The organism is Mangrovibacillus sp. Mu-81, assembly GCF_036867415.1.
Lineage (GTDB): Bacteria > Bacillota > Bacilli > Bacillales > Bacillaceae_B > Rossellomorea.
Map to the genome: position 1 here is coordinate 629,840 of NZ_JBAJHU010000003.1, position 25,201 is coordinate 655,040.

The 25,201-nt window shown below is 40.0% G+C and carries 22 protein-coding genes and 1 other annotated feature; of the genes, 13 read left to right on the plus strand and 9 right to left on the minus strand.

The window, feature by feature from the left end:
• Positions 1-64: 64 nt before the first annotated feature.
• From V6B33_RS10230 to V6B33_RS10260, 7 genes are all read left to right on the plus strand, one after another.
• Positions 65-373, plus strand: coding sequence for a TIGR04104 family putative zinc finger protein (locus tag V6B33_RS10230; protein ID WP_334217636.1), 309 nt, complete (start codon positions 65-67; stop codon positions 371-373).
• Positions 374-513: 140 nt separating this feature from the next.
• The gene (locus tag V6B33_RS10235; RefSeq protein WP_334217637.1) at positions 514-1,515 is read left to right on the plus strand and encodes a DUF3231 family protein; all 1,002 of its coding nucleotides are present in this window, start codon (positions 514-516) and stop codon (positions 1,513-1,515) included.
• A 456-nt stretch (positions 1,516-1,971) separates the two neighbouring features.
• Positions 1,972-2,769 carry an alpha/beta fold hydrolase gene (locus V6B33_RS10240; protein ID WP_334217638.1) on the plus strand — a complete coding sequence of 266 codons (798 nt, stop codon included), beginning with the start codon at positions 1,972-1,974 and terminating at the stop codon, positions 2,767-2,769.
• A 138-nt stretch (positions 2,770-2,907) separates the two neighbouring features.
• Positions 2,908-3,624 carry a YwaF family protein gene (locus tag V6B33_RS10245; RefSeq protein ID WP_334217639.1) on the plus strand — a complete coding sequence of 239 codons (717 nt, stop codon included), beginning with the start codon at positions 2,908-2,910 and terminating at the stop codon, positions 3,622-3,624.
• Between the two features lie 111 nt (positions 3,625-3,735).
• A complete protein-coding gene (locus V6B33_RS10250; protein WP_334217640.1) occupies positions 3,736-4,290 on the plus strand; it encodes a glycerol-3-phosphate acyltransferase in 555 nt (184 codons plus the stop codon).
• A gap of 47 nt (positions 4,291-4,337) precedes the next feature.
• Entirely contained in the window at positions 4,338-5,960 is a 1,623-nt protein-coding gene (locus V6B33_RS10255) for an aminotransferase class V-fold PLP-dependent enzyme (RefSeq protein ID WP_334217641.1), read from the plus strand.
• A complete protein-coding gene (locus V6B33_RS10260; RefSeq protein ID WP_334217642.1) occupies positions 5,961-7,811 on the plus strand; it encodes an LTA synthase family protein in 1,851 nt (616 codons plus the stop codon).
• Positions 7,812-7,927: 116 nt separating this feature from the next.
• Here the strand turns inward: V6B33_RS10260 and V6B33_RS10265 are convergent, their stop codons facing one another.
• Positions 7,928-9,172 (minus strand): ATP-binding protein, encoded by a 1,245-nt coding sequence (locus V6B33_RS10265; RefSeq protein WP_334217643.1) that lies wholly within the window; start codon positions 9,170-9,172, stop codon positions 7,928-7,930.
• A gap of 163 nt (positions 9,173-9,335) precedes the next feature.
• Positions 9,336-10,328 (minus strand): DMT family transporter, encoded by a 993-nt coding sequence (locus V6B33_RS10270; RefSeq protein WP_334217644.1) that lies wholly within the window; start codon positions 10,326-10,328, stop codon positions 9,336-9,338.
• Positions 10,329-10,589: 261 nt separating this feature from the next.
• On the opposite strand from V6B33_RS10270, the gene V6B33_RS10275 reads away from it, so the two are divergent.
• Positions 10,590-12,683: a peptidoglycan D,D-transpeptidase FtsI family protein gene (locus V6B33_RS10275; RefSeq protein WP_334217645.1), complete on the plus strand. Its 2,094-nt coding sequence runs from the start codon at positions 10,590-10,592 to the stop codon at positions 12,681-12,683.
• 15 nt (positions 12,684-12,698) lie between these two features.
• On the opposite strand, the gene V6B33_RS10280 is transcribed toward V6B33_RS10275, so the two are convergent.
• Complete coding sequence (locus V6B33_RS10280) at positions 12,699-13,379, minus strand: YdcF family protein (protein WP_334217646.1); 681 nt, start codon at positions 13,377-13,379, stop codon at positions 12,699-12,701.
• Positions 13,380-13,661: 282 nt separating this feature from the next.
• Positions 13,662-13,885: a binding site (T-box leader), on the plus strand.
• Between the two features lie 358 nt (positions 13,886-14,243).
• On the opposite strand from V6B33_RS10280, the gene thrS reads away from it, so the two are divergent.
• Positions 14,244-15,446 carry a threonine--tRNA ligase gene (thrS, locus tag V6B33_RS10285; RefSeq protein ID WP_334217647.1) on the plus strand — a complete coding sequence of 401 codons (1,203 nt, stop codon included), beginning with the start codon at positions 14,244-14,246 and terminating at the stop codon, positions 15,444-15,446.
• Positions 15,447-15,647: 201 nt separating this feature from the next.
• Here thrS and V6B33_RS10290 read toward each other — a convergent pair whose 3' ends face one another.
• Complete coding sequence (locus tag V6B33_RS10290) at positions 15,648-15,872, minus strand: hypothetical protein (protein WP_334217648.1); 225 nt, start codon at positions 15,870-15,872, stop codon at positions 15,648-15,650.
• 192 nt (positions 15,873-16,064) lie between these two features.
• On the opposite strand from V6B33_RS10290, the gene pssA reads away from it, so the two are divergent.
• Positions 16,065-16,751 carry a CDP-diacylglycerol--serine O-phosphatidyltransferase gene (gene pssA, locus V6B33_RS10295; RefSeq protein WP_334217649.1) on the plus strand — a complete coding sequence of 229 codons (687 nt, stop codon included), beginning with the start codon at positions 16,065-16,067 and terminating at the stop codon, positions 16,749-16,751.
• Between the two features lie 20 nt (positions 16,752-16,771).
• Here the strand turns inward: pssA and V6B33_RS10300 are convergent, their stop codons facing one another.
• The 3 genes from V6B33_RS10300 to V6B33_RS10310 all read right to left on the minus strand — a co-directional run bounded on the left by V6B33_RS10300 (position 16,772) and on the right by V6B33_RS10310 (position 18,873).
• Positions 16,772-17,239, minus strand: coding sequence for a hypothetical protein (locus V6B33_RS10300; RefSeq protein WP_334217650.1), 468 nt, complete (start codon positions 17,237-17,239; stop codon positions 16,772-16,774).
• A 109-nt stretch (positions 17,240-17,348) separates the two neighbouring features.
• A complete protein-coding gene (locus tag V6B33_RS10305) occupies positions 17,349-18,506 on the minus strand; it encodes a chromate transporter (RefSeq protein ID WP_334217722.1) in 1,158 nt (385 codons plus the stop codon).
• A gap of 58 nt (positions 18,507-18,564) precedes the next feature.
• Positions 18,565-18,873 carry a PadR family transcriptional regulator gene (locus V6B33_RS10310; protein WP_334217651.1) on the minus strand — a complete coding sequence of 103 codons (309 nt, stop codon included), beginning with the start codon at positions 18,871-18,873 and terminating at the stop codon, positions 18,565-18,567.
• Between the two features lie 334 nt (positions 18,874-19,207).
• Here V6B33_RS10310 and V6B33_RS10315 point away from each other — a divergent pair, with 334 nt between their 5' ends.
• Together V6B33_RS10315 and V6B33_RS10320 are read left to right on the plus strand one after the other, a co-directional pair.
• On the plus strand, positions 19,208-20,155 hold the full coding sequence (locus V6B33_RS10315; RefSeq protein WP_334217652.1) for an esterase/lipase family protein: 948 nt from the start codon (positions 19,208-19,210) through the stop codon (positions 20,153-20,155).
• Complete coding sequence (locus V6B33_RS10320) at positions 20,155-21,162, plus strand: M14 family metallopeptidase (RefSeq protein WP_334217653.1); 1,008 nt, start codon at positions 20,155-20,157, stop codon at positions 21,160-21,162. Before V6B33_RS10315 ends, V6B33_RS10320 begins: the two co-directional genes overlap by 1 nt.
• 66 nt (positions 21,163-21,228) lie before the next feature.
• Here V6B33_RS10320 and V6B33_RS10325 read toward each other — a convergent pair whose 3' ends face one another.
• A complete protein-coding gene (locus V6B33_RS10325) occupies positions 21,229-21,645 on the minus strand; it encodes a universal stress protein (RefSeq protein WP_334217654.1) in 417 nt (138 codons plus the stop codon).
• Positions 21,646-21,910: 265 nt separating this feature from the next.
• On the opposite strand from V6B33_RS10325, the gene V6B33_RS10330 reads away from it, so the two are divergent.
• Positions 21,911-23,392: a SulP family inorganic anion transporter gene (locus V6B33_RS10330; RefSeq protein ID WP_334217655.1), complete on the plus strand. Its 1,482-nt coding sequence runs from the start codon at positions 21,911-21,913 to the stop codon at positions 23,390-23,392.
• Between the two features lie 49 nt (positions 23,393-23,441).
• Here the strand turns inward: V6B33_RS10330 and V6B33_RS10335 are convergent, their stop codons facing one another.
• Positions 23,442-25,070: a M4 family metallopeptidase gene (locus V6B33_RS10335; protein ID WP_334217656.1), complete on the minus strand. Its 1,629-nt coding sequence runs from the start codon at positions 25,068-25,070 to the stop codon at positions 23,442-23,444.
• Positions 25,071-25,201: the final 131 nt, after the last annotated feature.

Genomic DNA, 25,201 nt, shown 5'->3' on the forward strand with positions numbered 1-25,201 from the left:
ACCATTTATCCGGTGTTTATGATAAGATAGAAAAAGATATGTATGGGCCATAGGAGGAACTGTTTTGCAGAAGTGTGAAGTGTGTAAGAATAAATTCAGCTGGAAAGAATTATTGTTGTCAATTTGGAGTTCGTATAAACCGGTAAAATGCTCAAATTGCGGTAAAAGACATACAATCAGCTTTGCCTCCAAATTTATTGTGTCTTTTCTGATTGTCGTACCTGCCGTTATATTCGGTCTTTTGATCGCTCCGGGCATGGGTTTAACCAAAACGGTGACATTCGGTATCATCGTGATGATCGCATTTATTATCTCAATGATTCTTCCTTTTTTTGTAAGATACGAAATAAAACCAAAAACAAATAAAGCCTAAAGGAAGGGACTGTCATACTTTATGACGGTCCTTTTTTACTTTTTATATTGCTGTGCATCATGAATATCAGGTGATGAATAGGAATAACGAGACTGTTTTTGAAGACAATAAATAGCATTAAAGTCACAAGGAGAGGGCATATGGCGAAGCAAAAAATTCCATTGACAACAGCTGAAATCACTGCATTATGGATCAGCTATATGAATTGCTCAGCAACAAGATGCTTTTATAAACATTTCCTGCAGCATCTCGAAGAGCAAGAAATCAAAGAGATCCTGGAAGAAGTCCTGAACACATGCGATGAAACAATTGTGGAGATCAAGAATATTTTTCAAGAAGAAAATTTCCCTGTACCTCAAGGGTTCTCAGACAAAGACCTTGATCTTACAGCACCACCGCTGTTTACGGATTTATTTGCCTTGAGCTTTATTTATCGTGCCGGACAAATGATCATTTCACATTATGCTACTTATATTGGAAAAGTAGCAAGGGAGGACATCGTACATTTATTTGACGGAAGATTGAATAAGACGACTCAGTCGTATAAGAAGTCATTAAACTTAATGCTCTCAAAAGGTATTTATGACCGTCCACCTAAAATGGAATATCCCGATTCAGTTGAATTCATTCATCATCTGCCATCTTTGCTGGAAACCTGGTTGGGGGAGTCCAGACCATTGAATGCCTTTGAACTGAGTGAACTTTTCTTTGCTATAGAAAGAAATTGTATAGGCATCATCATGCTGAAGGGATTTATTCAGGTTTCGAAAGACAAAGATGTTAAAGAGTATCTGAAACAAGGAAAGAAATTGAGCGAGAAACAAATATTCACATTTAATAAAGTATTGATGAAGGACGAATTCTTTCCTACTTATCCTGTTTCAATGGAAGTGAAGAACAGTACAGTACCGCCGTATTCAGAAAAATTGATGCTTTTCTTTATATCTGCTTCCAATACAGTAGGGTTGCATACGTTGTGTCAGGCGGCCACAATGTCAATGCGCAAAGATCTTGCTGTCCACTATGGTCATTTTATCAGTGAAGCAATGAAATATTCCTCCGAAGGATTAAGCCTGCTTATTAAACGAGGGTGGATGGAACAACCTCCTCAGGCTTCGGATCAGAAAAATTTATATGAATAATATAATAGCGGAGGGAACGTATGAATAGAGAAGAAGTAGTTCTGTCTAATGTATTGGCAATCATTATAAACTTTCTTTGGGTATATTTAAAGTGTCTTCAGAGTGGAGACGATTGGATTATTGGCTGAATTCAAAGTATCTTCATGTCCAATCTTTCCTTAAAACAATAAAATAGAAATTTCTTCTTGGCTGCCTGAGTGGTGACCTTTTCTTGTTTAATATTCAATATATGTAAAGTATTTCCAAGTATAGGTGGAATTCTTCTTTTCCTCACAAAATAGTCGAATTTTCTGCACTTCACCTATGTCAAAGCAACCAGCATTAAGATACAATAAAGATTATATAATCGGGACGTATGGATGTAATCTAACGAACATTGAAGAGTGAGAATACGTTTTGTTCTACAATCTTTAATCATCCTCTGTAATAAGTTACGTGCTTTGAAGGAGAGAATACATGCTGGAATATAAGGTTCATCAAGGTAACTTTGAGGAATATGTTTTATTCCTTCACGGCATTGGAGGAAACTCGAAAATTTTTGGTAAGCAGCTCAGTGCCTTTAAGAAACATTATAATGTCATTACCATACACTTGCCTGGTCATGGTCAATCGCCAACAGTAAACAGTTATGGCGAGGAATTTTCGATCGATTTAAATGTCCGTGAAGTGTTGAAAGTACTGGATCACTTGAAAGTGAAACAAGCGCATTTTGTAGGCGTTTCGCTAGGATCGATATTTATTCATGCGCTTCTATCACGACACCCTCAGCGGGTTCAAAGTGCTGTAATGGCTGGCTGCATCACACGGTTTACCCCGTTTGCTTCGATGCTGCTCAAACTTGGGAATTTGATTAAACCATTTATACCATTTATCTGGTTATATAAGATTTTTGCTTATATTATGATGCCGAAGAAAAATCATGCGATATCACGAAAACTTTTTATAAGGGAAGCAAAGAAGATGAACCGTCATGATTTTCTCAGCTGGTATAGATTGACTCCGTATGTCAAATCGACGTATCAGTTCGTTCAGAATAAATCATCACATATACCGAAACTTTATATTTCTGGAAGAGAGGATCACTTGTTTGTTAAGGCACTGGAGAAAGACATTAAAGGTGACCCTTCCGCAAAAAAAGTCATTTTAAAAGATTGCGGCCATGTATGCAATGTGGAAAAACCGAAAGAATTCAATCATCATGCGCTCACATTCCTTTTCAATCAACAAGGGACTCCGCTTCGTAAAGTACAATAATTCACTGTACCCCAATTTGCATTTTTTGCAGATTGGGGTTTTCTTTAACTCTTTCAATTGCAGCATTAAAATCAGATTCTTTTACTAATAAAGGAAAAACGGCAGGCGGTCAAGAATATAAAGTAGAGGAGGGTTTCCATGAGGGAAATATTGAATTTTCGCTACGATGACTATCCTTTTGTTTTATTTTCTATGTCGCATTTAGCAGCCATCTTTTTTATGCTGATCCTCATTTTACTATTATATATGTATAGAAATAAATACAGCAGTAGAGTAAAGGAAGGGGTCAGATGGGGGCTCATTATTTTGTTGGCTGTTGGGGAACTGTTTTTTCATATTTGGTACTCAGTAAATGACCTGTGGTCCCTTACAATCAATCTGCCATTTCAGTTATGCTCAATTTCCATTTATCTATGCATCTTCATGCTTGTGACGAGGAGCAGAACAATATTTGAAATTGCATACTTTGCGAGTATGTCAGGCGCTTTTATTGCCATGATCACTCCTGAATTGTTTTTGGGATTTCCACATGTACGGTATTTTCAATTTTTCCTGGTACATGCAGCCATTATCCTTTCCTGTTTGTATATGGTATGGCTGGAAGGATACGTGGTAAAATTTTCTTCCCTGTTAAAGTCATTCTTTTCGTTGAATCTTATTGCGTTGGCTGTATATGGAATTAATGGGTTGCTCGGGTCTAATTATATGTTCCTCTCTCATAAACCATACAATCCCAGTCCGATTGACTACATGGGGGAATATCCCTGGTATTTGCTTTCATTGGAAGGCATCACGTTCTTACTGTTTTTATTCCTTTACTTCCCTTTTTATTTCTTGGAAATTGTAAAAAAATGAAACTTTTACATGGCATTTTCGTCTATTAGTTAGGCTCTTTTTTTACTTGGGCATGAAATTGAATGAAATACATAGAAAGATATTGTCTCAGAAAAGCAGGGTGGTAAGACCATGGAAAATATCATAGTCAAGTTTGTTGTCATCATCGTAATGTCGTATCTTGCCGGTAGTGTAGCGGGTGGGTATTATGTGGTGAAGCTGTTCACAGGTCAGGACATCAGAAAGCTCGAAAGCGGGAACGCGGGAGCAACGAATGCCGGCCGTGTCCTTGGTAAAAAAGGCTTCCTGCTTACAATATTGATAGATGCCGGCAAGGTGTTCATAACGCTTGCAATTGTACAGCATACAATTATAGATAGTGATTTGGCTCTGGTTATAAGTTCCATTTTATTGATCACCGGACATTTATATCCGTTCCAATTAGGGTTTCAAGGTGGAAAAGGCGTGGTGGTATATCTCGCATCTGCCTTATTCCTGTCACCTCTTACGATTGCGGTGATGGCTATCGTGATGGGAGCGTCTTATGGGGTTTCACGCCGCTACAAAACAGCAGGATTCATCTCGATGGCTTCTATTCCCCTAACAGCGTTTTTGATTGATGATTACATCGTCGTTTGTGGTCTCTTTTTACTGTTCTGTACAGTCGTGTTGTCTCATAATAAATAATCATATGCAAATAACCAAATCATACTTCATCAAGAGGAGGTACAAGTATGAATCATTCACTTGTTTATAAGATTGCAAGCGATCCATACGAGTTCCAACAGATCAATCAACTGAATTATGAAACGTTTGTGAAAGAAATCCCTCAGCATGAGAAGAATGATACTGAGCAGCTGATTGACAAGTTTCATAATGAAAATACATATATCATTGCAAAAAGTGGGGAATGCATCATCGGAATGATCGCAGTCCGTGCGAATCGTCCTTTTTCCCTTGACCATAAGCTTCATAACCTGGACGAATATATTCCTTCGGACAGTGTCCCATGCGAAGTTCGCCTTTTATCCGTCAGGGAAGAGTACAGAAGTACCCGTGTCTTTTATGGTTTATGCGAAAGACTGGTACATTACTGTCTCGAGATGGGTTATAATCTTGCATTGATTTCAGGTACCGTAAGGCAACTAAAACTGTATAGAAGAATTGGCTTTAAGCCCTTTGCATCACTCGTTGGGACAGAGGATGCACAATTTCAACCGATGTACTTGACTAAAGAGAGCTTTCTACAATCAACAAAGGCGTTTCAGCGGTTGATGCTTTCTGCCACAGTTCAACCACATCCCCGGGATGAGAGGAAGCTGAAGCACTCTTTCCTTCCCGGTCCGGTGCCTATGCATCCCAAAGTGGAAGAAGCATTCAGGATAGAACCATTTTCACATAGGGACATTTCATTTATTCAGGAAGTCAACGAACTGAAGCAGCAATTATGCGGGATGACCAAATCGAAGTACTGTGAAATTGTGGTAGGGACGGGCACGTTAACGAATGATATGGTTGCTCAGCAGCTCAGACTCATTAAAGGCGGAGGACTGATACTCTCAAACGGTGAATTCGGGAACCGATTAATCGATCATGCTGAAAGATCCGGATTGTCTTTCCATACACTTTCTAAGAATTGGGGAGAAGAGATAACCACTGCAGAAATCGATTCTGCCTTAAAAGCATACTCGCCTAAGTGGATTTGGACCGTCCACTGTGAAACATCCACAGGTTATTTATACGACCTCGCTGAAATTCTTTCTCTTGCGAAGGCAAATGGTGCGGAACTATGTGTGGATGCATGCAGTTCGTTTGGAATCGTACCTGTTCATTTTCAAGATGTTTATCTGGCAACCTCGGTGAGTGGAAAAGGGGCCGGATCGTATCCAGGTCTCGGAATCATATTTCATCGTGAAGAAATATGTTCCCACCAGTCCATCCCAAGATACCTGGATATCGGTTTATACTCAGAAAAGGGGAGTATTCCTTTCACTCATTCATCAAACTTGATCAGAGCATTGAAAGAAGCCCTTGCGCATCTCGATTTTAGAAGAAACCAGGCAATATCTTTTAAAGTCAGAAAAAAGTTCAACGAGTGGGGTATCACGGTGATGGGGAATGAAGGATTCTCACCCGGAGTGATTACAATTGAAACTCCCCGTGGTGTCTCAAGCAGGATCATCGGTGATGAATGTAAAGCAAGAGGTCTCTTACTAAGCTATGAAAGTGATTATCTTCTTGAAAGGAATTGGATCCAACTCGCTTTGATGGGCAATCACAGGGAGGAAGTTATGACAGAAGCATTGGGAGTACTTAAAGAAATACTTGAACCTGTCAAGGAAGCCAGGTATGTGTAAATGGATAAATTGAAACATTTACGGCAGAAAGTGAGCAAATTCAGGATGGTTGGAGCCGTATTGCTTCTTCTTTGGCTAAAGACGATCATCGTCATGGCTGCAGGTTTTAATATCACGATACAATCCTTTCTTGATGTTCTGCTGCTTCTGATTAATTCACTTGGTTCATTGATGATTGCGTTGGGATTCAGTTTTTATTTCCGTAAAAGAATCCATTCTTTCAGTCTAATAATGGCGATTGTGATTATTACTGGTGTGCTTTACGCGGATTTGCTTTACTTCAGATTTTATTCAGATTTCGTCACACTGCCTATTCTGTTTCAATTTAAGAATGTAGGGGGGATTGGACCAAGTACATTCGAATTGATGAGTCCCTGGGATTTGTTATTATTCACAGATCTCATTATTGCGGGATGGTTTCTTAAGAAGAAAAGAAAGCTGCCAACGATCACCTCAAAAGACAAATCCGCTTATTTGACCATCGCGTTTTTTATCGTTCTGATTTCTGTCGCAGCAGGACTGGTAAGGAGTCCATACTTATTTCAGGAAGCATATGACCGCGAACAGATGGTCACGGCGATCGGGCCCTATAATTATCATGTGTTCGATATTGGATATGTTCTGGGGGTTAATCTGAACCCATTGATTGCTTCGAAGACGGATACGGATTCGCCGGTTAACTATACAAAGTCAAAAAAGAATGACCAGTCAGATTTGTTCGGAATCGCTGAGGGAAAGAATGTCATTCTGATCAGTATGGAATCGACACAGAATTTTGTCATCAACAACAAGGTGGACGGAAAAGACATTACACCTTTCTTGAATTCACTTGTGGAAGACAGCTTTTATTTTGATCAGATTTATGATCAGACCGCACAAGGGAAAACATCTGACTCGGAATTCATGATCGATACTGGACTTTATCCGCTTGCCAGCGGCTCTGTATTCGTCAGGAAGCCCGAAAATACGTTTAAAAGTATGCCTCACATTTTAAAGAAAAAAGATGATTACTATTCTGCCGTCTTCCATGGAAATGAGGCATCTTTCTGGAACAGGGATATCATGTATGAGTCATTGGGATATGACCGCTTCTACTCTAAGAAAGATTATGAAGTGACTGAAGAAAACTCCGTAAATTACGGAATAAAAGATCTCCCGTTCTTCACCCAGTCCGTTTCTTATCTGAAAGATCTGCCGCAGCCATTCTATACGCGCTTTATAACGTTGACCAATCATTTTCCCTTTTTATTGGAAGAGGAAGATCAACTTATTCCACAGGCTGAAACAGAGGTGGATGTTGTCAATCGGTATGTCACGACAGTGCGTTATGAAGATGATGCAATCAAACGTTTTTTTGAAAAATTAAAAGATCAGGGTATTTATGACGATTCCATATTCGTATTGTACGGTGATCATTATGGAATATCTGAAAAGTATGAACCGGGAGTGTTTGAATTATTGGGAATGGAAGATACACCACTGAACCATTTACAGCTGCAACAGGTACCGCTGATCATCCATGTACCCGGAGTAAAAGGGAAGACCATTTCTTCAATCGGCGGTGAAATCGATATCCGTCCGACGATTCTTCATTTACTAGGTAAGAAATCCGGTGAGAATCTTTCTTTTGGACATAACTTGTTTACAAGAGTACCGAATCATCCGGTGATATTCCGGGACGGAGGATTTGTTACAGAGAAATATATGTATAAAGACAACATCTGTTACAACAGAAAGAGTGGGCAGCCTGTACTTGGAAATCAGTGCAATCCCTATAAAGAAATCGCCAGAAAAGAACTGGGAATGTCTGATGATATCATTTACGGCGATTTATTAAGATTTTTAGAATAATGTATGGTGATATACTTACCATAATATTGTTATGTAAACTCCATGAAGTAATACTCTTTTATAAGGAATAAAGAAAAGCTCAGTTCAATACCTGAGCTTTTTCTTTATTCTGCTGATTAAATCAGAGGAAATGATATTTTTACAAGCGTCCCTTTATCGGGTTCGCTTTCATATTCAATCATTCCATCCATTTCCCGTATGATTTTATTTGTCACCATACTGCCCAATCCAGTCCCTTTTGTCTTGGTAGTATAAAAAGGAAGCCCAATTTTTTTCAACTCATCTTGACTCATGCCTTTTCCGTTATCGGTAATCAAGATTTCGAGCATATTTGAAGAGGGGATGGATTTTATAACTATATCTACAGTACCTTTATTTTCTATTGATTCGATTCCATTCTTAATCACATTCATAATGGCTTGTTTTAAATACTGTTCATCACCGGTAATCCAGTGCCTGCCGGTTTCCGAGTAAGTAATCGAAACACCAGAGTACGAAGCGAAAGGCCTGAGCAGTGCAACACAGTCCTGCATCACTTCTTCCACATTCAGGTCAGAAAGCTGGAACTTCCCGGGTTTCGCCACGCTTAAATAATCAGTGATGATTTTATTCGTCCGATCTAATTCCTCGAGAATGAGAGGGGAATATTTTTTGAGTTGCTCATCGTTAGTGTTTTCAGAAAGATGCTGGATAAATCCCCTTACAGTTGCTAGCGGATTCCTGATCTCATGCGCAATTGAAGCAGCCATTTGACCGGCCATATTGAGTTTATCAAGATACACCATTTCTTCTATCTGTTTATTCGTCTTTATGAGATGTTCTATAATGAAGACCATGGCAATGAAAGTAAGATAGAACACACTGAAGTAGATAAAATAGAATGATGTATACAGAAGAGGTACAAATAAATAAATGCTCACAGTATAAATAAAAGAATAGACGATGAAAATGAGTGAACTCCACAATAGTTTGGAAGTTGACTCAAGAAATGTTTTACGGAATATGATAGCGACAAGGAACGCCAGAATGGAAACAGACAGACCGGTAAACACAAATGTGCCTCCCAGGATCCCCCTGTAAAAAAGGACGAGAAGAAGGACCAGTGACCCCGAAATCCAACCCGCATATAGGGTGACAATCAAAATTGCAATCATCCTCAAGTCAAAATGAGTATCTCCAAGCGTTTCTATAGGGTAAAGCATGCATAAAAAAGCTCCAAATGCACCAATCAGGCCATATGTTATTTTATGCTTCAAATTAAGCAGCTGATTAATTTTAAATGGAAAAAGAGTATTAGCATTGTAAGTTAACGACAGAAGGATTGTAATATTTACTAATAATGTTTTGATAAGTATAACCAAATGAAAGCCTCCAAAAATCTATAAACATGACCTAATTGTAATCTTAAACCTTCATAAGATACCAAATTAATCCGGTAATTACAAGTGAAAAAGATACAAATATCGACTTTATTGGAAATTCACCAGATAGTAAGTCCTTCTGTTGTCCTTAATGCACTTTGTACTAAGGATTTAAATGTTTATTTGTTAAAGGAACTGCAGACTGTTTACGTGTTTCTTTCATTTTAGTTTGATTAAAACTATGAAGGACCATTCCAGTAATGATGATTCCAAGTCCAATCAAACTGATTCCGTCGGGGAGTGGTGATGACAATAAAACGATTTCCCCTGCCATTACAAAAAGGACCTGTGTTGATTGAGTTGCTTCAACCGAAGCAAGTTTCCCCTGATGATGGCTTACCCGATCAGTTGCGAGGAAGAATAAAACCGTCGCAATAATCCCTGAGCTTATAGCAACAATGAAGGATTGAAGTACCTGATCAGCAGACGGGATTCCAGCATGGATATAGCCGGCAGATGCAATGATCAGCCAAAAAGGTATAGTGACAATCGTCATACCGAATACCCTTTGAAATGTATCCATTCTTCCACCGCACACTTCCATCATCTTTCTATTGCCAAGCGGATATGCAAATGCTGCGATCATGACCGGTAAAGAACTGAAAATCATTGTTTTCATTGAAAGAGATTGAGCATTGGGAATGTGGATAAACACAATACCAATCAGAATAAAGAGAGAAATAATAAGCGAGCTTAGAGGTATTTTATGCCGTACCGGCATAACCCCTGAAGATGTTTGGACCTTCTCGACGAATAATGGACCAAGCAGTGTCCCTGCCACTATGGTCAACTGCCATGTGCCGGCAACGAGCCAACCGGGACCAAACGCAGCTGCATAAGTAATAGGTGCATAAAATAACACAAATCCCACGAAACTCCATCCAATCCAAGGAATTGGGTTTTTGATGATTTCAATTAATACCTGTTTCATATTTCTCCTGGCAAGTATGATCAGGAAAAGAAATGGCACCATGAATAGAAACCGTAAAGACGAGCTCCAAAGCCAACTTCCGCCTGAAAGTTCCATCGACCTGTTCAAGATAAATGTAACAGCAAAAAACATAGAAGCGATAATCCCTAACACCAATTCCCTCATTTACCTCATCCCTTTATACATATATTGTTAATATATTAAACTTAAATTGCAAAATAGTATACTTTATTTTATGAAAATTGTAAAAAAATCAAGAAGAAGTGCACCAGCTACCTGCTGAAATCGATCATAAATATTGAAGAATCAAAAAACATTCATTAAATATTCACAGGTGTATCACTTGGGATTTAAGTGTTTTTTTGTTTAAATTTAATTGAGCAATTATTTATCAATTAATACTAATTTAAGTGTGGTGCAATAGAAATGTCAGGAAGGAAAAAAGATAAGAAAGTTCTTCCCAACAGAATGAAGATCATGTTTATTACAGTCTTCTTTTTGTTCAGTATTCTCATTGTGAGACTGGGGGAGATACAAATCGTCAAAGGGGAATCTTATGAGAGAATCGTCATTCAGAAAGAAAATACAGTGGTGAACAGTGATGTTCCCCGGGGGAAGATTTATGATCGTAACGGCAAACTGATAGTAGGAAATGCTCCAAAGAGGGCGATTACTTATACGAGGACAAACGGAGTCACCGATGAAGAGATGCTTGATACCGCGGGGAGACTCGCAAAAATGATTAATAAAGACTTTGGCGACCTTACGGACCGTGACAAGAAAGACTTTTGGATTAAATCGAACCCGGAAAAAGCAAAAGCCAAAGTGCTGTCTTCTGAAAAAAGTAGAATCGAAGAAAAAGACAATTTATCAAGGGAAGAAAAAGACAAAAGGATTTACGAATTAAAATTAGATCGAATAACAGAAAAGGATTTAACATCATTGGACACTGAAGACTTGGAAGTGCTGGCTATTTATAATGAGATGATCAGCGGTTACAGTATGACGATGCAGACTATAAAGAACGAAAATGTATCGATCAGGGAGTTTGCACGAGTGAGTGAACATTTAGATGAACTTAAGGGAGTAAATGCCGTCACCGATTGGTCACGTACATACGAATATGATCAAACACTACAATCTGTTTTGGGCAATGTATCATCTTCCCGTGAAGGAATTCCGAAAGAGAGCCTTGAAGAGTACCTTGCTAAAGGGTACAGCAGGAATGACCGTGTAGGTACAAGTTATCTGGAACTTCAATATGAGCAGATTCTAAACGGGAAAGAAAAGAGAATCAAGAATTTCCTAAAGGATGGCAAGATAACAAAGACAGAAGTTGTTCAGCAAGGTAAGCAAGGCAAAGATATGGTGTTGAGTATCGATATGGAATTGCAGAGGGAAATAGAGAAGATTGTCCGGCAAGAATTGAGGAAACATGCAGGGTCGGAAAACTCACCTTATCTGGATCGTGCTTTTGTCGTCATGATGGATCCGAATACCGGTGAAATCAAAGCGTTGGTCGGACAAAGAATGATTGACAAAGATAACGGAGAAATAGAGTTTCAAGATTATTCTCTTGGAACATTCACCTCTTCATACGAATCAGGCTCAGTTGTGAAAGGGGCGACGTTATTGACAGGATATATGACCAACAGTATAGAGCCAGGTGAAATGATCGTCGATGAACCCTTGTTTATTAAAGGAACCCCGAAAAAAGCATCGTGGTTTAATGAATACGGACAGAACACAGGTCCGATAAGCGATTTATTCGCATTAGAGAAATCATCGAATTCATATATGTGGAAGGTAGCTCTGCGCATCGCTAAAACCCGATATGTGCCACAAGCTCCCATACACTTTAATACAGATGCATTCAGGCTATTCAGGGAACACTTTGCCCAATTGGGACTTGGTGTACCTACGGGCATCGATTTGCCGGGTGAATCATCAGGCTTCGAGGGAACGGCAGAACGTCCAGGTCTCCTCCTTGACTTTGCCATAGGTCAATATGATACGTACACACCTATGCAACTGGCTCAATATGTTTCTACCATAGCCAATGGAGGAAAAAGGATACAGCCCCATATACTCAAAGAAATACGTGAACCGGCCAGGCAAACAGGAGATCCCGGTAATCTCATTTACAAAAAAGAGCCAGTTATCCTCAATCATATAGATGCTTCTGAACGGGAGTTGGATCAAGTACAGAAAGGTTTCTACCGTGTTTTTCATGGAGCAGAAGGAACGGCCAATCTGTTTAAAGATGCACCTTATAATGCAGCAGGTAAGTCGGGGACAGCTGAATCTTTTTATAAGGGGGAGAACATGGAAAAATCAAAAGCAACTTATAACACAACACTTATCGGTTACGCGCCCTTCGAACATCCAGAAATCGCTTTCTCTACAGTAGTGCCATGGTCACATCAGACACATGACCCGTATATCAATAAAACGATCTCGAAGCGTGTAATGGATAAGTATTTCCAATTAAAAAAGGAAAGAGCAAAAATTGATAATTAATGGTCAGCATCGGGGTTAACCCTGATGCTGATATTTATTTTGAGAGAGTACTAATTCATTAGAAAGGGGGACAAGATGACCCAAATTACCGTAATGAAGGATTCTTAAGTATTCCGCCCAAACCCTGTTCCTTCCAATTTCAGTGTTCATCCAACAGCTGCGGGAAACCACTGTATCACGGTATTTTGTATCAAAAGAATAAGGAATAAACGCCATTCCTTCAGGAAAGTGTTTCATGAGTGTTCTGATCTGGCGGCCAGCGGCATGACTTTTACAGATGACCAGAAGTGAATTGATGGACGTAAAGTCGATGATGTCTTTTGCGCAAATTACATTTTCGAGTGAATTCCTGGATTGGTCCTCGTATATGATTTCCTCTTCGGGGATTCCTGCCTCTAACAGATAAGAAATGATGACGGAAGCCTCCGTAACATTTGGTGATCTCCTGCCTTCCCATTCAGGGTGGGCAATCGCAGTCACGCTTCTTCCTCCAGTCACGATAATTTTTCGGGCGAGATTTCGGTTGTAGGCATCAATTGCATTTTCCCAATGTCCGGGATGGGTGCCTGAAAAAACAAAAATCGCATCGCATTTCCTGACTGTATTCCTTTCACTGAACGTCAGTGCGGTTATGTAATCCAATTGTTCTTGATTTAATTCAGGCATTTCTATTTCTTTATGAATGATTGGTTTCATTGTTTTCCTCCTGAAATTTATTTGCAGTAAGAATCGTGAAAGACTTCATTGAACTTATGTAATCGGTCTGAATTAACGCCATGAGTTTTTCCAAATTATTCCTCGATCAATTAAATATATTACAATATTGTTATGTATTGTTCAATATATTTTTAAAAAATATTACGTTTTATGCATGTTTGTGCATTTTTTGAGGCAAGATTGACATTTTGGACTCCTTGACATTTAGATAATTATTCCATATAATTCATTTAACGATTCAGAAAATATTGAATATATTAGTATAAAGCTGTGAAGAGGACATGAATGATTCTAACTTACTTTCCAGAGAACAGGGTCTAAGGCTGTGAGCCCTGAAGAAAAGAGAATGATTTACCCCCTTGGAGCTTTCATGGTGAAGGCTGCAGTATCCATGACCGGTTAATACCGTTATCTTACTTAAAGCGAAGAGAGTCGTTTGACTCCTTCGGAATTAGGGTGGAACCACGACCGCACTCGTCCCTTGTATTGGGATGAGTGCGGTCTTTTGTTTTTTCAATATTGGCTAAAGAATCAAGGATGTTTCAATGAATCAGTATTGAAAAAAATATATATAGTGCTATGAAGAGGATATGAATGATTCTAACTTACTTTCCAGAGAACAGGGTCTAAGGCTGTGAGCCCTGAAGAAAAGAGAATGATTTACCACCTTGGAGCTATTATGGTGAATGGTTCAGTATCCATGATCGGGTAAAACCGTTATCTTACTTAGAGCGGAGAGGGTCATTTGACTTCTTCGGAATTAGGTTGGAACCACGACCGTACACGTCCCTTGCATAGGGGCGGGTGCGGTCTTTTTTATATAATAATCAGGAGGGATGAACTATGTCGGCATCATTTGATTCAGAAAAAAGAAATCATCGAAAACTCGGTACTCAGTTGGAGTTGTTTATCTCGATGGAGGAAGCCCCGGGAATGCCTTTTTTCCTGCCGAAAGGGATGGTAATCAGAGATGAACTTGAAAAGTTCTGGAAGAAGGAGCATAGAAAAGCAGGGTATCAGGAAATTAAGACACCAATCATGATGAAACAGGAATTATGGGAGCAATCCGGACACTGGAAGCATTATCATGAAAGTATGTATTTTTCAAATGTTGATGATCAATCTTATGCGATTAAGCCGATGAATTGCCCGGGAGCAGTGTTGATTTATAATAGCAGGAGAAGAAGCTATCGTGAGCTTCCGATCCGGTATGGGGAACTGGGGTTGGTACATCGGCATGAGCTTTCAGGTTCTTTAAGCGGATTGCTAAGAGTCAGGTCTTTCACTCAGGATGATGCTCATCTATTCGTACTTGAGGATCAGGTCCAAAAAGAGCTGCATAACGTCCTTGATTTGATTGATGTCTTTTATTCCAAGTTTGGATTTCGATATAAGATTGAATTATCCACAAGGCCAGAGGAATATATGGGATCCATTGCTATGTGGGATAAAGCTGAAGAAGATTTGAAAAGAGTTTTACAGGATCGAAATGCAGACTATCAAATTAATGAAGGAGATGGTTCATTTTATGGACCGAAGATCGATTTCCACCTTGTGGATTCCATTGGCCGAAGTTGGCAGTGCGGTACAGTTCAACTTGATTTCCAGATGCCCGAAAAATTCAACTGTGAATATATAGGAGAAGACAATAAAGTTCACAGGCCAATCATGATTCACCGTGCGATATACGGTTCTATTGAGCGTTTCATGGCTATCCTCATTGAACATTATGAAGGGGAATTTCCGATGTGGCTTGCTCCGGTTCAGGTAAAAGTGCTGCCGATATCTCAGGCACAAATGGACTACGCTCTCCAAGTGAAGAACCTCTTGGAAAATAAAGGTCTTAGAGTGGAAATCGATGACCGGGATGAGAAAATCGGGTACAAAATCAGGAATGCTCAGATGGCAAAAACACCTTATTTAATGGTGGTTGGAAAGAAAGAAATGGAGGAAGGAAAGGTGTCCTTGAGAAATCGTAAAGGGATTTCAGAGGTTCTAATTTTGGAAAATGCCATTCAATTCATAATTGACGAAATGCGGAAGTAGAATGATCAGGGATTATCTGCGAAGATTTTTCTTTACGATGTCTTCACGAAGCCGGTTAAAAGACTAAGTTTTATTTTGTAGAGGCAGTAATGAAGAAATTATCATAAATGGATAACAACCAACCTTGACACCAATCACTCACTGTCAATCCTGCTTGGGAATGTGATGGATAAAGAAAAACCCGCTTTGATGGCGGGTTTTTTATAGGATATTGGAGTTTTTCTTCGGTTCATCCAGTGTCATCTGCTTAAGTTCAAGCTTCATTTTTTCAGTTTCGATGACAAAGTTTTCATGTTTCAATTGTTCGAGCTTCAATTGATCCTCAACTATTCGTTGTTTGATTTTTGATTGTTTGTGAATATGATCTGTAAAAATAGCAATGATAGGAATGGAAAAAATCATAATAACGGCAATGGTCCCGGTCATTTTTTGCCTCCTTGCTTCATTTAAATTATTTCATATTTATACTTAATAGTAAAATTATAACAAAATTCGAACAGCTAGTATAGCTGTAGTTATGACAATCAGTAATTTGTATAAATTTATGTCATATACATTTATGAAGGCAGAAAACATGGTATTCTATAAATACTATTAGATATAGACTGGAGAATACATATGCGACTTACTAAGAAAATACCTAATATGCTTACATTGGGCAACTTATACTGTGGTTTCTTATCTATCGGCTTTGCTGCCAACGGTCAATTCAAAAATGCAGCTGTATTGATCATTATCGGCATGATGCTCGATAGTATGGACGGAAGGTTAGCAAGGATGCTGAATGCAGACAGTACATTGGGAAAGGAATTGGACTCGCTCGCTGATATCGTAACATTTGGAGTGGCTCCTTCATTCCTGGTTTATTATACTTCCTTCCACCAATTTGGGTTATTGGGCTTTTTTGTGGCAGGATTGCTTCCATTATTCGGCGCGTATCGCCTGGCCCGTTTTAACACGAGCCCTCCTAAGTCATCCCTGCAATATTTTATAGGGGTCCCGATTACAGCGGCCGGCGGGATACTAGCCATATTGACTTTATTCGGTGATCGTATACCCAATATTGTTACATCTGTAATTTTTACTGCAATGTGTTTTTTGATGGTAAGCAGGATCCGTATTCCAAGTTTTAAAGAAATCCCTCTTCCAAAATACGGCACGATCGTCACGCTTTTTATCGGTGCACTATTGTATGTCATTTATAAAGGAACATATGAACAGTTTCCTTATTTGATTTATATCGCTGCTCCGCTGTATTTTGCATATGTGGCATATCGGTTTATCAAAAGAGGGAAGCATGAATAATGAAAAAACTCCTATGCTTATTAATTGGGAGATGGTGTGAAAACTTTTTCCTGCCATTTGTGATAGAAATAAATGATGAAAGAAATGCTGAAAATGACAAGCAAATACTGCCAAGGGGAAATGTTTTTGTATTCTGCGATGCCTAATACGTTTAATAACGGCAGGGCGACATAGCACATAAATGCGTCCATAATAAAATTAATGAGGATAAACAGAGTAAAACGATGATATGTAAATCGAAAAATCCAAAACGTCCCCACTGCAAAAATTCCATATGCGAAGCTCACATCGATCATATAGCCCCAGGGAGCTATATATTCATGGATTTCCCACCAGTCGTAAGTATATGCTATCTGGAAGATGATGGTCATCAACAAGCAGGTTAAGAACGTGACAGGCATAAACCGTCTGATCGTATCTTGTTTTGCAAAGAATAAAGTGAACCAGGGAAGTAAAAAGCCGATAAACAAAAGAATTCTCGCAGTCATGTTTAAAAACTCCAATGTGTTTGATAGTCTTTATTCTTTCGTTATGATTAAAGAGTATACATATTAATTACGATAGAAATGTCCGGGAATCTTCTTTCCCGGACATTATTTATACCATCATTTCCATCAGTATGCCGCCAGCCGCTCCGATGACGACCACGACCCACGGAGGAAACTTCCATATGACCAACATGCTGAATAATACAGAGGCAAACGCAAAGTCGCTCGGTGCCTTGATGGAGCTGGTCCAGATCGGATGATAAAAGGCAGCAATCAAAATGCCGACAACACCTGCATTCACCCCCATCAGAGCCCCTTTAATCTTAGGGTTCCTTCTTAAACTGTTCCAAAAAGGCAGTGCACCCAATATGAGCAGGAAAGCCGGCAGGAAGATAGCGAATGTCGCAATCAAACCGCCTTGCCATCCATTCAATACAGCTCCCAAATACGCAGCAAAAGTAAACAGCGGTCCCGGCACTGCTTGAGCCGCCCCATAACCTGCGAGAAATGCTTCTTCTGTTAACCAGCCGCTCGGCACGAATTCACGTTCCAAGAGTGGAAGAACCACATGGCCGCCTCCAAACACCAATGAACCCGAACGATAAAAGCTGTCAAACATAGCAATCCAATTCAGCGAGGTCACTTCCCTGACTACTGGAAGCAAAATCAGTAGACTGAAAAACAATGATAAACATACTGCGGCAAACCGTTTCGATACAGGAAAGGAAAGCGACGGATGTTCCTCTGCCTTTTGATTCTTAAATAGTACAAATCCGATAAATGCGGCAATCAGAATAATACCAATCTGAGTGAAGGCAGTCTGCCATACAAGGGTGCCGACTAATGCAAGAAGAGCGATTGCTTTTCTTTTTGAGTCAGGAGTCAACTTTGCTGCCATTCCCAAAATGGCATGAGCTACGACTGCAACTGCTACAATTTTCAATCCGCGTATCCAGCCTGCATCACCAAGATTCATTTCGTTTAATAAAATGGCAAAGATGATAAGTGCAATGACCGATGGAAGCGTAAAGCCTATAAAAGAGACGATTCCGCCCAAAACGCCCGCACGCATGACACCAATGCCAATACCGACTTGGCTGCTTGCCGGACCGGGAAGGAACTGACAAAGCGCAACGAGATCGGCGTAACTCTTTTCATCCATCCATTTTCTTCTTCTAATATATTCCTCATGAAAATATCCTAAGTGCGCGACAGGTCCCCCGAAGGATGACAATCCCAGCCTGGAAGATACCAATAATATTTCCATGAGTGATTTGATCTTCTGAGATGGCGACTTTGTTTTCAATTTATTCACCTTCTTTATCCTAATCTTTGATTTCCTTGAATAGCTCAAATGCTTTTTCACGAGCTTCTTTCAAGATGACGTTTCCTTTTTGAGTGGTACTGTAATACTTTCTGATTTTCCCTTCCACATTTCGGTCTTCTCTAATCAGTAATCCATCTCTTTCCATGGAGTGGAGAATCGGATAAAGCGTACCTGAGCTTATGGTATACCCGTGCTCCCTTAATTCCTCAAGCATCCACGACCCAAAGATAGGTTCTTCATTTGCATGATGAAGGACATGTATATGAATGAAGCCAAGAAATAGCTTCCTGAGAACTTTATCTTCCATAGGTTCACCCCGCTTTACAATATTGGTTTTCGATATCGAAACTCGATATCGGTATTTTATAATAGAAGTATAACATGGATTATCGAGATTTCAAGAAGAAGGGGATAGGTTTACACATTCTTAACATTGCAGTTTGAGGAAGGGGACTTACTCAGGAATTTCTGCATATAAACCTAAAGGATACCTAGGAAGAAACTATTACTCTTGATGTGAAGGGATTTCTGTAGATTTCTTTTCTTAGTACAATATTATCAAGTTATGAACATCGGGAATACATGTGGTATTCAGCTAATATACTTTACAGGTTTTATTCTTATTGAAAAGGAGAGAGGCTATGTATAAGAAGCTTTGGCCAATGGTTGTCGTCCTATTCTTATTGTTTCCTTCTTTGGGGGCAGCCGGGGATTTCGGGAAAGACGATCCATCCGGTGTTCCCGGACAATGGTATGTGGGTACCACTCCGTCATATATAGCACCTTCTAAACACCCGGTTTTATTTGTTCATGGGTTGAATTCGTCGTCCCATACATGGTGGAACGAAAATAATATGTATAATACCGCATATCAAAATGGCTATGAAACAGCGTTTATCGACCTTTATCCGACAAAAACGATGTGGGATAACGGAGCACTATTAGCCGGGAAGATCCGTGATATGTACAATTACTTCGGAGAGAAGGTCGTCATAGTCGCCCACAGTAAAGGCGGCATAGATACGCAATCGGCGATTGTTCATTATGGAGCATATCCATATGTTGCACGTGTGATTACGCTGTCTTCCCCGCACAAAGGATCAGAGCTCGCGGACCTTGCGTATAGCAGCTGGGCTGGGTGGCTAGCAGGGATTCTTGGGAGTAAAAGTGACGCAGCCTATTCTCTTCAGACAGGCTATATGACATATTTCCGGGAACAAACGGATACTCACAGCAATGTCGGAAGAGTCCCTTTCTATACATTTTCAGGTACAAAGTGGGGAAGCTTCGGCAGTTCACTATATTGGGGCGGTTTGTACTTAAGCTCGTACGGAAGCAATGACGGCGCTGTCACCGTAAACAGTTCCCGCCTTCCATATGCAACTCATCTGGGCACAAACACTTGGAACCACTCAACGATCAAAGAAGGTTCATCCACATTCAATCTGTTTAAGAATTATTTGAATGAGAGCACACCGGTAAGTAATGGTTTCAGTGTTCAGAATAATGATTCGATCAAAGGTTCTGCTTCAACATATATCCGTGGCGGTGCATACAATGGATCAAAGGAACAGTATCTGGAGTATTGATGGCATCCGGGATAGCGTTGACAGCTCCTAATGCACCTGTCTCAGCAGCTGGACCGGATTATAATGGGAATGAAACGATCAAGAATGAACGTCTGCACAGTTATGAAGAAATGTCTAAGCTCCTTGAACGTCTTGATGCTAAGTCAGAAGCTCTTTCAATTGAAGTATACGGACAATCAGTAAAGGGACGCGATTTATATCTTGCAAAATTTGGATCAGACGAAACCAATCCGACAATTTTATATTTAACTCAGCAGCATGGGAACGAGACACTCACAACTGAAGGCGCCCTAAAATTCATTCAACATCTTACTTCCAACTCCAAGGAAGTAAAAGAAATGTTAAATCATGTGAACATATTGGTGGCTCCTCGTTTAAATGTCGACGGAGCTGAAGGTGACGTGAACTTTTCTTTGGAAGATTACGTGTCTGGTACCCATACCCGCTATAATGCAAACGAAGTGGATTTGAACCGGGATCATGTTGACCGTGAGCAGCCAGAGACGCAGGCACTCCATGAAAATGTCCTGCAGAAATATTCTCCTGATTACATGATAGACCTTCATCATCAGGGAGCAGAAACCACTCTTGGAGATACAGATGAGCTGGTATCAGGGTCGATTTTATATCCAACCAATGAAGAAGTGGACCCTCAAGTAGTTGAAAAGTCAAAACAGCTCGGCGCAGTCTTATACAATACTGTAGAAAGCAGAGGTTTCGGGACACTCTCGAAATATATCGGTGGTTCTGCTCAAACCATTTCCCGAAATGGCTTAGCTGCAGAATATGGCATCGCTACACTGCTTTTTGAAATGAGAGGTATGGCGGATCACTACCGTGAAGACTATGTTCTGGGTCAAAAGAGCAACGGATACCTGATTAAGCAAGCAGTTATCGGAATGGAAGCGACGGCAAATGCCATAGCGAACGGCTCGATTGATGAAGCAGATACTTCATTCTGGGATACTTTACCTGAGAGTTCTTATAATAGAAGCGAAAGTGAATAATATTCTTCCATTAAAAAAAGTGCGCGTCATTCTGGACGCGCACTTTTTTATGTGAGTATTTACGAATTATTTAACAATCATAACCGGACATTTCGCACGTTTTGCCACTTTATGGCTCACACTACCCAGGACCATTTCCTGAAATGTATTCAAGCCCCGGCTTCCGATGACCAGTGCATCATATGTATGCTTGTTTGCATATTCCACAATTGCAGGACCAGGTTCCCCGTGTAAAATTATTGTTTCGTATTTTACTTCAGCATGTCTCGCTTTTTGTTCAATCATTTGAAGTTTGTGTTTTCGTTTGTCTGCTGCATCGCTGCCCCAATGTTCGAGGACATCATCCTTTGATTGTTTACCGTCAACCACATAAACAATATCCATTTGCGCACCTGTTTGAAAGGAAGCAAGTGCAATTGCCTTTTCGGCAGCTCTGATTGAATGTTCAGAACCATCAGTGGCAAGCAAAATCCTTTTAAACATTTTAATCCCCTCCAATGATTGAAATCTGTTAAATATGTTCTATTTTACACCTTTCTCACCCAAAAAATATGTATCTTTTTTTACAAATTTGAAGTTTGATAGAAAAGCGGAGAAAATCCACTTAAATGAGAGATAAATTGTTATGGTTTCGCTTTCATTGATGGTTCACAAAAAGATAAATCCATTATATAATGTGCCTTGTGTAAAACGGCCCCGACTTTCATGAGAGTTGAAAGTCAAGACAAAACAATAAAAGAGGTGCATTATGAATTTATCTTCAAAAATTAAATATGAATGGTTTGGAAATATCCGCGGAGACATCCTTGCAGGGATGGTCGTAGCGATGGCATTGATTCCAGAAGCGATTGCATTTTCGATCATTGCCGGAGTAGATCCGATGGTCGGGTTGTACGCATCATTCTGTATTGCAGTTGTCATAGCATTTGTCGGTGGACGTCCGGGGATGATTTCTGCAGCGACGGGTGCGACCGCCCTTGTGATGGTTACGTTGGTTGCAGATCATGGACTTCAGTATTTGTTAGCTGCAACCATCTTAACAGGAGTCATCCAAATTGTTATGGGTGTTTTGAAATTGGGACGCTTGATGAAATTTGTTCCACGCTCTGTGATGGTCGGTTTTGTTAACGCACTTGCAATATTGATTTTCACATCCCAATTACCTCACTTTGTTGGTGAAACATGGATAATGTATGCGATGGTGGCTGCTGCTTTAGCAATTATTTATATCTTGCCTCGCTTTACTAAAGCTGTTCCATCACCTTTAGTTGCAATTATTGCAGTGACAATATTTGCTGTAATGACTGGAAGTGGTGTTCGCACGGTGGGAGATATGGGTGATTTGACTCAGGCATTACCTCTCTTCTTAATTCCGGATATCCCGTTTAACTTTGAAACATTGCAAATCATCTTCCCATATTCTCTTTCAATAGCAATCGTTGGTCTTGTCGAGTCATTGCTTACTGCTTCTATTGTAGATGATATGACGGACACGACGAGTGATAAGAATAAAGAAGCTAAGGGACAAGGGATTGCCAATATTGTATCAGGATTTTTCGGCGGTATGGCTGGATGTGCAATGATCGGACAATCTGTAATCAATGTTAAGTCTGGTGGCAGAGGAAGGCTTTCAGCGTTTGTGGCCGGAACCTTCTTGATGATTCTGATTCTTCTACTGAATGACTTCTTGGTACAAATTCCGATGGCAGCTTTAGTGGGTGTCATGATTATGGTATCTATCGGTACATTTGACTGGGGATCTGTTAAAAGTCTTCATAAAACACCTATCACTGATACGATGGTTATGCTTGCTACAGTCATTACTGTCTTATTCACGCATGACTTATCAAAAGGTGTCCTGGTGGGTATCATCTTGAGTGCTGTATTCTTTGCCTCTAAAATCTCAAAAGTCAAAATTACGACAATGGCGTCAGAACAAACTCATAAGAAAGTATACCGGGTATCCGGACAGCTTTTCTTTGCATCTGTCACTGAGTTTGTTGAGAGTTTTGATTTTACAGAAGACGTAAAAGAAGTTACATTGGATTTGACGAATACTCATTTATGGGATGATTCTGCTGTAGGTGCGATTGATAAAATCGTGCTGAAATACCACCAGAACGGTGTTAAGGTAAACTTGACTGGACTAAACGCAGAAAGCAATAAATTAATGGATAAACTGGCTATTCATAATAAGCCGGGTGGTCTTGATAAAGTTGTAAATCATTAATAGATCAAAAAAACCAGCAGAGATAATTCTCTGCTGGTTTTTTAAAAGATTAATAGATTCCTACTGCATCAAATGAAAGATTTACTGCATTCACTTCAGTGGATCCGCTTCCATAAAGGTCTGTTGCCGCCTGGACAGCAGCTGCCCTGGCCTGGCTGAAAGTAGAAGAAGAAGTGAGGTAAACAGTATTCATGCGATAGTAGATGTCACCAAGCTTCTCACGTCCGATACCTTGTACGGACACTCCGTAGAAAGTTCCACCTTCACTAAGAAGATAAGCTTGCTTGTTGATGATTCCCGAGTTGATATGAACTCCTCCATTATCCTGGCTTCCTGTGTAACGTACAGAGTAGTGATCCGGATCGCCATATTTGCTCGGGTCGCTCATGGACCTGAGGGCATCTCCGCTTGTACCAGGCGTGTAGATATCTTCTCCAATTTCAAAGTCAGGGTTGATACCTTTTTCATATTCCACAAGTGTTCCGAAGATATCAGAAATTGCTTCATTCAAGGCACCTGATTCGTTCTGGTAGACCAGGTCTGAGGAGAAGTTGGTAACGGCATGTGTCAGTTCATGCGCGACAACATCTATCCCGCCGGAAAGCGGTGCGAATGTAGTTCCGTCCCCATCACCGTAAACCATTTGTGAACCGTTCCAGAATGCATTGTTGTAACCGCTGCTGTAATGGACGGAAGATACAAGTTCAGCTCCATTGTTGTCATAAGAATTCCGATTGAATTTTTCTTTATAAAAATCATATGTTTCACCAGCATAGTGATGTGCATCTACAGCAGCCGCATCGTAGGAAGCATTCAATACATTATCGCTATCCTTCCAAAGTGTTCCTGGCAGGAAAAATTGAGGGAAGAACGTTCGGTTATTCATATTATATGTGTAGATTCCTCCTCCTCTCGTATTATCCTGAAGATAATAGGATCCATTGGATAGAGTAGTGTTCAGTGACTTAGTGTCACCAAGCACACCTTTGCCTGTACCTACTTGATTAGTTCCGTTTACTTCGTGCATGTCATTATATTTATTGAGGACTTCACCGGTTTTGGTGTCAATGAAGTAATTCCAATTGCCCGGTTCGGGCTGAAGGAAATTCAAGTTAATGAAGTAAGCGTATTTGGCAGAATCACCATCAGTATAAATAACAAGTTCTGGCTTTACCTTTTTCTCCAGGATAGGGTCGAGCCCTAAATCCTTTTTAGCGATTTTAAGTGCTTTATTCGCATTCACTTTTTTGCCTGCCTTTAAGCTTTTCTTATCTAAGTCGGCAACGACAGTACCTGAGAAGGCCTGAATGACACCATCTTCTTTTACTACAGCTGATTGAGTGGACCCCCAGACAGGGACACCTTTATACATTTGCTGAAAGCGGACGACTGTGAGCCCCAGTTCGTCCTTTTCCACGGATAAAACCTTGAATTGTTCATTTGCCTCTTCGGCAGACAACTTAAATGTTTTCCGGTTATTTTCCAAATAAGAAAGTACAATGGATTCAGCCTTTCCTTTAGATGGAGCAGAAAGGGCTCCTTTAACAAACTCCGGTGTCCCTGCTTTTTGGTTCCATTGAATAGTTGATTGTGGTTGTGCAGCCGCATTACCGGTTCCAATCATCCCCGTCAACAAACCAACCGACAAACCAATACCTGCTAACTTTTTCTTCTTCACATGATCTCCTCCTGTTTTTATTTCTAAAAATTCTGTCAATAAAATCGTATCATTCTATCGAGTCTCTGGGTATTGAGAAAAACAGGGTCTATATGAGTAGAAAAAATAGAGTATATTCGAAGAGAATCAGG